Here is an 8,416-nt window from a genome sequence, read left to right on the forward strand (position 1 = left end):
AGAGTCTGCTGCTGCCCCGCCGCGGTGGTTTGAGGCAGCTCTCACTCGTTGGGGTGCTGTACACGGCTGTCCGGCATGGCTGGGGAGTCGTACCACCCGAAAACGACCGGTAGAACTCCCCACCCCCCGCAGTAGCCGGCCAAACGGCCGACCGCGTACACCAACTGGGGACCCCGGACACCCGACCAGATGTCCCAGGTCCCCACCAGGTGACCGCAGTACACCCCGCCCACCCGCACGCGGCCCAGCAGAGCGCCCCCACATCGGACAGGAGAACCGGATATCCACTCAGCTGGAGGGTTGCCCACTGAAAATTTGAGGGGGCAACCCGCCAGCTCAAGGGGCCAGCTAGTGCAGGAGTTCTAGCTGGGTGAGGGTTACCGGTGCGGGGAAGGTTAGGCGGTAGTGCTGGTACTCCCCGCGCCCCGGGATCTGGAAGGGGCGGAGCTGGTGGCGCCAGGGGAAGGATTGGTTGGTGCGCTCGTCGAGGAGGGACCAGCTCACGCCGTCGGGGGAGGCTTCCAGGCGCCAGGCGGTGGGGTCGTTGCCCTCGGCATCAGCTGAGGTGAGGGTGTAGAAGGTTGCGGTTGCCGGGGCTGGGAGGGACCACTCGACAACTGAGACCTCGGCCGACGTGGCGGAGGTGTTGTCGAAGAGCGGGTTCGACGGATCCAAGGGGATCAGGTCGACCAGCGGGGAAGGGACCTCGGAGGACAGGGACGGCGGGGATTGCAGCGTGCCCCAGTCGGAAGGCTCCGGGCCCAGGACGAACTCGACCAGCGAAGCACCTTGCAGGGCGGCATCCGTGATCGATGCCACGGGCAACGAGCACCCGTCGACGCGGAGCTCTTGTACGTAAGGGTGTTCCACGTCCGAGGCTGCAATAACCAACGGCGAACCGCCCAGAGGCGACACCGTGACGCGCGGGAAGAGCGGCGACCCGATGGTGTACTCGGGAGCACCGACGCGGAGCGGGTACAGACCGAGCGCGGCAAAGAGGTACCAGGCGGACATCTCACCGTTGTCTTCGTCGCCCGGATAGCCCTGGCCGATCTGCTCACCGACGTACAGGCGGTCGAGGACCTCGCGAGCGATGGCCTGCGCCTTGTGCGGAGCGCCGGCGTAGTTGTACATCCACGCGATGTGATGCGCCGGCTGATTGCTGAAGCCGAACTGGCCCATCCGGACCGCCTGCGCCTCGAGCATCTCGTGGATGACGATGTCGTAGCTGCCCTTCTTCGTGGCCAGTTCGGGCGTCGCGAAGAACTCGTCGAGCTTGGCCTCGAGACCGCCCGGACCGCCGTACAGACCGGCCAGGCCGCGCGGGTCGTGGGCGACGTGGAAGGCGAAGTTCCAGCCGTCGGTCTCGGTGAAGTCGCCACCCCACGCGCAGGGATCGAACTCCTCCGGCGTCTGCGCGAAGGACCCGTCCGGCCGCCGGCCCTGGAAGAAGTTGATCGCCGGGTCGAAGAGCAGCACGTAGTTCTGCGAACGCCGGTACAGGTACGCCGCCTCCTCCCGCAACTGCTCGCGGCGATCAGGAAACACGTCCGCCAACCGGGACGCCATCGCGGCCAGCCCGAAGTCGTTGAGGTACGCCTCCAACGACCAGGACACACTCTCCTCGGTGTCATTACTGACGTACCCGTTGAAGAATCCAGTCGTCGCGCCCTTCCGCCCAACCTCGGTCGCAACCGGTACGACGGTCGCGTTCCGCAGCCCGGCGTCGTACGTGGCCAACGGGTCCGGCAGCTCGACCCCGCGCAGGTACGCATCGGCGAACGACACATCCGACGAGGTCCCGGTCATGCAGTCCGCATACCCCGGCGAGGACCACCGCGCGATCCACCCACCATCGCGGTACTGCTGCACGAACCCGTCCACCAGCTCCGCGGTCAGCGTCGGATACAGGAACGCGTACGCCGGCCACGCGGTCCGGTAGGTGTCCCAGAAGCCGCTGTTCACGTACATCTTCCCCGGCTTCACCACCGCCTGCCCGTCGACGGTCGGCAGGACAGGACTGGCATACGCGTACGACGGTGCGTCCGCCGTACCGGTGTTCTCGAACTGCGAGTTCGGGTAGAGGTTGAGCCGATAGAGGTTGCCGTAGACCGTGCGCAGCTGTGGTTCGGTTGCGCCCTCCGGACGGATCACCGCCAGTCGCTCGTTCCAGATCGCGTTGGCTGCCTGCTGAATCTCCTCGAAGGATCGCCCCTCGAGCTCCAGCGACAAGTTGTGCCGCGCTTGATCCACGCTGATGAACGACGTCGCGATCCGCAGCGTCACCTCATCCACGTCGAAGCTCGCCGCCCGCGCGTTCGCCCGCCCGCCGTCCGCGGGTCCAAAGGACGCCGGCGCTGAGAACAGGCCGTAGCAGAACATCCGGGTCCGCCCGGTCTCCGCGCCGCTCTCGACCCAGCCGGTCAGCGCGCCGTCGTCGTACGAGAAGGCACCGTTCTCGTCGATCGTGTCGAAGATCAGATGCCGTCCAGCCGCATCCTCAGGGAACGAAAAATGGAAGATTGCACCGTGATCAGTCGGCGCCAACCGAGACAGCAGACCATCGATGAAGCGCACCGAGTAGAGATCCGGCCGAGCCACCTCGTCGTCGTGACTGAACGCCGCTGCCCGCGCCGCGGGATCACCGAGAGGCGTCGCAGCAGCGACCGGCATGATCGTCAGCTGATCGCGGTCGCCCATCCACGGGCTCGGTTGGTGCGAGAACGTCAGCCCCTGCAGCTCGGTCAGGTTGTCGGCGTTGTTCAGCCGGTGATACTCGTACGCCCACCTGTACGTCGACGCGTCCGTGACCGGCGTGATGAAGTTGAACCCGTTCGGCCAGGCCGTGATCGGCAGCGTGTTCCCCCGGGAGAAGGCGAAACTCGCGTTGGTCCCGCGCCGGGTGTCGACGTACGCGGCCAGGTCTGACCCATCGAGCCGCGGCGGCGCCGGCCCGATCTCCACATCGTCGATCCAGCCCACGAACGCCGTACCGGAGGTGGGTGCGTCGATCGTCAGTACGACGTCCGCGACCGTCTTCCCGACAGCGACCGAGAGGTCGACCTGTACGTCGTTCCACTGGTTGGCGTAGAGGACCTTCGAGTCGCCCTGCCCAACGGCATGGAAGGGGTTCCCGTACTGATCCTTCGCACCGAGCTCCGACAACCGTGTCCCGTCGGTGAAGACCAGGTCCACCGCCACGTACGTCGCGCCGTACTCCAGGCGCTCGTCCAGCTCCGGATACACCTTGTAGCGCAGCCGTTCCGCACTGTCGACCACCCCCGCGGTCACGCTCAGCGACGCTGTCTGACGCCCACCGGTCGTCCCGGCGTAACGCACCGCGTCCACACTGCTGAAGCCTGCCTGCGGGCTGGTCGGGCCGCCCGGCCCTCCACCTGTCTCAAGGATCACGGCGGCAATGTTAGAACATTCAGGGGGTGTCTCTTGAGTCCGCGCCGTAGCGAGCATGTGCTCGGTGCGGTGCATCGGTGCGCTGGAGGGGAGGCCTCGATGCTTTTCCATCGTGGCCTTTCCTCCAGTGCGGCGAGGTGCCGTGCCGAGTGCAGCGCAGTAGGCGTGGGCTCAAGAGACACCCCCTAGTGCGGTGGGTCAGGAGGGATGTTCCCATCCTGGACCCAGGCCACGTAATCCCTGGCGGTCTCCTCGTCCGGCCGCAACCGCAGACCGGCCGCCAGGGCCCGGCCGTTGTCCAGCCGAAAGAGCCCTTCGTCGTTCAGGTGGAAACGATCCACCGTCGGCGCCCAGTCCATCGGCGCCGGATCCGGTACGACGGAACGCCAGGCGGCGGCGAGTTCGGCCATCGTCCGGGTCGGGCCGACCGCGTTGTACGGACCCGACAACTCCAGCAGCAGGAAGTCAGCGAGATCACGGGCATCGACGTACTGGACCGGCTGCGAAGGCGGTGCCGCGGACTCCATCCGGTTGCCGGAGGCAAGCGCCGTACCCCAGTTGCCGAAGTCCGGGTTGTAGCGACCGACGACAAAACCGGACCGTACGGCGGCCGCCCGGCTTCCGAAGGTGGCTGCGAGCAACGATTCGCAGCGCACCTTCGACGGTCCGTACAGGTCCATCGTGAACTCGTTGTCCGGGGCACCTACCGGCCAGGGGAGCAACCCCCCGGACTCGTCCTGACCCGGTGTCGTCCGGTCCGCGTAGACCCCGATCGAGGACATGTACGTGTAGCGGCCGACCCGATCCCGGAGAACCTCGGCACTCAACCGCACATCGCGCACCAGGAAACCGGACATGTCGATCACGCAGTCCCACTCCCCCGCGGCCAGTGCCGACGGATCGGCCCGGTCCCCGATCATCCGGCGAACCTCGGGGAACAGCCCGGGGTTCGTCGTACCGCGGTTGAAGAGCGTCACCTCATGACCGTCACGCAGCGCGGCCTCAACCACATGCCGACCGAGATTCTTCGTGCCGCCGAGTACCAGCAATCTCACGACAACTGCTCCACCAGATCCGCCAGCTCGGCCAGCAGCGGGTCGATCCAATCCGCCGACTCGGGGATCGTCTGCAGGCCCTCGGTGACCACGAAGTCCAGTGCCCGCAGGCAGAAGCAGGCACCGCCAACCAGGATCTGCCGGTCGACGAGGAAGGGATCCGCCTCCGCAGCGGCGACGTACTGGGCGACCAGCGGGCCGCGATCGTGGCCGAGGGCAACTGCATCGCGGATCAGGGTGTACAGATCGCTGAGGTGCGGTGCGAGGTGGGCGAGCGGCCAGTCGACCGCGGTCCAGCGGACCCCGTCGGTGACCAGGTTCTTCGGCACGAAGTCGCTGTGGACCACGCGCGACGGGGCCTGGTCGTGCAGGGCCGCGAGGGCTTCGGTCAGTGGCGATACGTCGAAGGTGATCCGACCGATCCGGGCCGTCAGCTCCTTCACTCGCTCCGGCGGGAACTCACTCGATCCGTCGACCGGCGCGGTACGGATCTGGGCAAGCAGTCCGGCCGCGGCGACGAAGCCCTCGGCCGTCGGTTCCTGCTCCAGCGTCACCCGGCCGACGTCTTCGAGCACCAGCACCTCGTCCGCCGCGTACAGCAGCCGGGGCGCCGGCAGCTCGAGTGGAATCACGAACCGCTCGTACGCTGCTGCCTCACCCGACTGGGCGTCCGTCCGGCGCTTGACGATCACGCTGCGCAGTCCGTACGACAACCGCCATACCTCGGACGACGCCCATTGCCGTAGCAGTTCACCGTGCAGCGCCTCGACCTCCGGTGCCTGTGTCGCCTCGAGGACCGCGGGAGGAAGCCAAGCGGGAAGCATCCGACGAGTAGATCACGTCTCGCCGGGTGCCTCCCAGTCGTTTGATCAGCTCAGGTTGCCGGGGCGGAAGGACTGGTAGAGGTCGGGTAGCGCGTCGGCCATCGCCTGTTCGTACTCGAACGGATCGTCGCGCACGAAGACCGAGGTCCGGCCGCCTCCGCCAAGCTCGAACTCGTACCGGCCGTTCGGCGTCGCGCGGACCGTGCACGGGACCTGCTCGTTGCGGATCACGGTGTCCCCGGCCGACACCTCGGTGGCCGGAATGATCGAGTGGCAGCCGTCAGTACGCCGTACCAGGACTCGGCCCGCTACCTGCATCCACGCGGCGGTCTCCCAGACCGAGTGGGTGCGATGGTAGATGTCGGCCATCGAGTCCGCCGGCGCGTCGTCGTCGAGCACGCGTAGGAAGTCGGGCTGCGGGGACCGGCCGCCGAGCGTGTAGCCGAGGTAGCGGCACAGCCACGGGTGCATCTCCTCGATCCACTTCAGATCCGGCAGCATCCAGTACGTGTTGTGGCTGTCGTACATGTCGTCGGCGGCTACCGGGTAGAGCGACAGCGGCAGCCCGGAGTCCACGATGCGGATCACCGCCTGCGGGTCCATCGCCGTACCGGCGGACAGGTGGACCCGGGCGACCTTCTCCCGGAAGAGCTTCGGGGCCCGGTTGTAGGCGACCGCCACCGGCCTCGCCGATCCGAAGGACAGGAGGTGTACCGGTTCCGGGCTGTCCGCCAGTGCGTGAATGAGCAGGTCGATGCCCCGCTGCTGGGCCGGCGGCGCGTCACACATCCTGTCCGTCGGGTCGCTCATCCGGGTGGACGGGCACCAGGCGGTCGGGACGTTCCGGCCGAAGATGGCGTTCAGCTGGGTGACCGCGGCGATACCGGGGTCACGCGCCTCCAGGATCACCGCGCGCAGGTCGAGCTCGGGCAGGCCGTAGGCCATGATCAGGTCGACGTTCCCGCCCGGATCCTCCGGCGGGTGGTCTAGGTCAGTGATGCTGATGACGGGGACGGTCATCTCAGCCTCGCATTCGAGTGGTCTCCTGTGAACTAGACGCCGCTCACGGAGAGAAAGTTGCTAGCTCAACGGCGCTGTCGTCTGCCAGAGGGTGTAGGACCAGAGGGAATCCGGGTCGTAGCCCGCCGAGGTATAGACGACGGTCAGCTCGGATTCGTTGGGGAGCGTGCCGTAGGCGGTGCGGAGAAAGCCCGGGTTGTGGGTCCGCGGCCGGCCGGTCCGGGCGCTGGTAATCGTGCTCTCGACCGTCCAGCTCACTCCGGGTGTCCCCCAGAAGCCGGCGCCGGAGATGCTCGCGATCTGCAGGTGGTCGGAGATGTAATCCGGTTGCGAGCCGCTGGGGTACGGGTGGCCTTCGCGGACCAGGTAGAAGCGGTCCCGCGGCGGCGAGTAGACGAGGTCGAAGTTGTTCAGGCCGTCGTCCGGCTCGCCGGTCGACTTGGTCAGCCCGGCCATCGGAAGCACCCGCTCGAACTGGACGACCGGCGTACCGGAGGCGAAGCTGACCTGCGCAGCCTTGCCCACGTTCCCGCTCGGCAGACCCTGGGTCCAGGCGAGCACGACAGTGCCGTCGGCCGCGTTGATCGTGGTGGCGGTCGGCTGCCCGGCGCCCCACTCGGTCGGCGCGTTGCCGGGGAACTGGATGACGGGGTTCGGCAGCTTCACCCACGGGCCGTCGAGATTGTGCGCGACCGCGACGCCGATCGCATTGTGCGCCGAGGCGTCCACGTCGTTGCCGAGGTAGAACATCGCGTAGCTGTAGGTCTGGCCGTTGAACGGCACGTTGACCCGGACGACGCTCGGGTCGCAGTTGTGGAAGTGGTCCCAGCCGGAGCCGCTGCCGGTCAGCACGGAGGTCGACGTACCGCCGACTTTGGTCAGGAAGATGTCGTCGCGGATCGTGTTCGCGGCCTTGCTGTGGCAGGTGTAGATGCGGGTCGGGCTGCCCGCCACCACGCTCGGCGCGTAGGCGTAACCGCGGGCTTGGATGTCACTGGCGGCGTACAGGCGGATCGGCGCTGACCAACCACCGACTGCCGCCTGGGCGGAGGAGTGCGGGAGCAGGGCCAGGACGGCGGCTAGGGCGGCGATTCGGCGGATCATCAACGACTCCAGGGCTAGGGGCGGGAACAACCACAGGACCGGCGGATCACCAGGTCCACCTCGAGTACGGCGTGCAGCGGCGGAGCGTCGGGCGCGGTCAGCTGGCGGACGGCGAGATCGGCCATCTGGGTGATCGGCTGCTGGACGGTGGTCAACGACGGCACCGCGAACGCCGACGCGGCCGAACCGTCGAACGTGGCGATGGCGAGGTCATCGGGCACCGACAGACCTTCGTCGGCGGCCGCGCGCAGCAGCCCGATCGCCTGCCGATCCGAGGCCGCGAAGACAGCCTGCGGTCGCAGCTGACCACCGAGCAGCTCCAGCCCACCGGCGTACCCGCCGTCGACCGTGAACGGCTGATGCACGAAGGCGGCGTCATCCGCTGCACCGAGCGAGGTGAGCGCTTGCTGCCACCCCTCCCGCCGAGCCTCGGCCACCTCGGCGTCAGCAGGGCCGCCGATCATCGCGATCCGCTCGTACCCATGGCCGACCAGATGCATGGTCGCGGCCACCGCCCCACCGAAGTTGTCGACCCCGATCGACGAGTCGTCCGGGGGCGCGGCACCCAGGAACACCCGGCGCGTCCCCGCCCGCTCCAGCAACCGAGCGGCCGTGATCGGGGCCTGCGAGATGATCACCACCCCGTCGATCCGGCGCTGCAGAAACGTCTCCAGCAACGCCAGTTCGGTCTCCGCATCCCCCTCCGAGTTGGCCAGCAGCACGGTCCGCCCGGCCTTTCGAGCAGCATGCTCGACCGCCCGCGCCAGCTCGGCGAAGAACTCGTTCGCGATATCCGGAACGATCAGCCCCAACGTCATCGTCGACCCACCGACCAGCGCGCGGGCGACCCCGTCCGGCCGGTACCCGGTCTGCTCGATCGCCGCCAGCACCCGCTGCCGAGTAGCCGCCGCCACCGGCCGCGGCCCGCCGTTCACCACATAACTGACCACAGCCATCGACGTCCCCGCCGCCCGAGCCACATCAGCCTGCGTAACCCTAGCC

The 8,416-nt window shown here is 67.9% G+C and carries 6 protein-coding genes; all 6 read right to left on the minus strand.

The features are described 5' to 3' along the window. Positions 1 to 348: 348 nt before the first annotated feature. A complete protein-coding gene (locus tag E1261_RS41005; protein WP_202875431.1) occupies positions 349 to 3,411 on the minus strand; it encodes a GH92 family glycosyl hydrolase in 3,063 nt (1,020 codons plus the stop codon). A gap of 185 nt (positions 3,412 to 3,596) precedes the next feature. Beyond that, positions 3,597 to 4,466, minus strand: coding sequence for a Rossmann-fold NAD(P)-binding domain-containing protein (locus E1261_RS41010; protein WP_132415161.1), 870 nt, complete (start codon positions 4,464 to 4,466; stop codon positions 3,597 to 3,599). Beyond that, on the minus strand, positions 4,463 to 5,290 hold the full coding sequence (locus E1261_RS41015) for a phosphotransferase (protein WP_132415162.1): 828 nt from the start codon (positions 5,288 to 5,290) through the stop codon (positions 4,463 to 4,465). Before E1261_RS41015 ends, E1261_RS41010 begins: the two co-directional genes overlap by 4 nt. Positions 5,291 to 5,335: 45 nt before the next feature. Beyond that, entirely contained in the window at positions 5,336 to 6,310 is a 975-nt protein-coding gene (locus tag E1261_RS41020; protein ID WP_132415163.1) for a nucleoside hydrolase, read from the minus strand. Positions 6,311 to 6,370: 60 nt separating this feature from the next. Continuing rightward, positions 6,371 to 7,414: a glycoside hydrolase family protein gene (locus E1261_RS41025; RefSeq protein WP_132415164.1), complete on the minus strand. Its 1,044-nt coding sequence runs from the start codon at positions 7,412 to 7,414 to the stop codon at positions 6,371 to 6,373. A 14-nt stretch (positions 7,415 to 7,428) separates the two neighbouring features. Then, a partial coding sequence (locus E1261_RS41030; RefSeq protein ID WP_132415165.1) for a LacI family DNA-binding transcriptional regulator occupies positions 7,429 to 8,416 on the minus strand: 988 nt, incomplete at its 5' end.

The organism is Kribbella albertanoniae, assembly GCF_004348455.1.
GTDB lineage: Bacteria > Actinomycetota > Actinomycetes > Propionibacteriales > Kribbellaceae > Kribbella > Kribbella albertanoniae.

Bases quoted from the DNA above. Each gene is read 5' to 3' on its own strand.
- E1261_RS41015 (WP_132415162.1), bottom strand. From the start codon at position 5,290: ATGCTTCCCGCTTGGCTTCCTCCCGCGGTCCTCGAGGCGACACAGGCA.
- E1261_RS41020 (WP_132415163.1), bottom strand. From the start codon at position 6,310: ATGACCGTCCCCGTCATCAGCATCACTGACCTAGACCACCCGCCGGAG.
- E1261_RS41025 (WP_132415164.1), bottom strand. From the start codon at position 7,414: ATGATCCGCCGAATCGCCGCCCTAGCCGCCGTCCTGGCCCTGCTCCCG.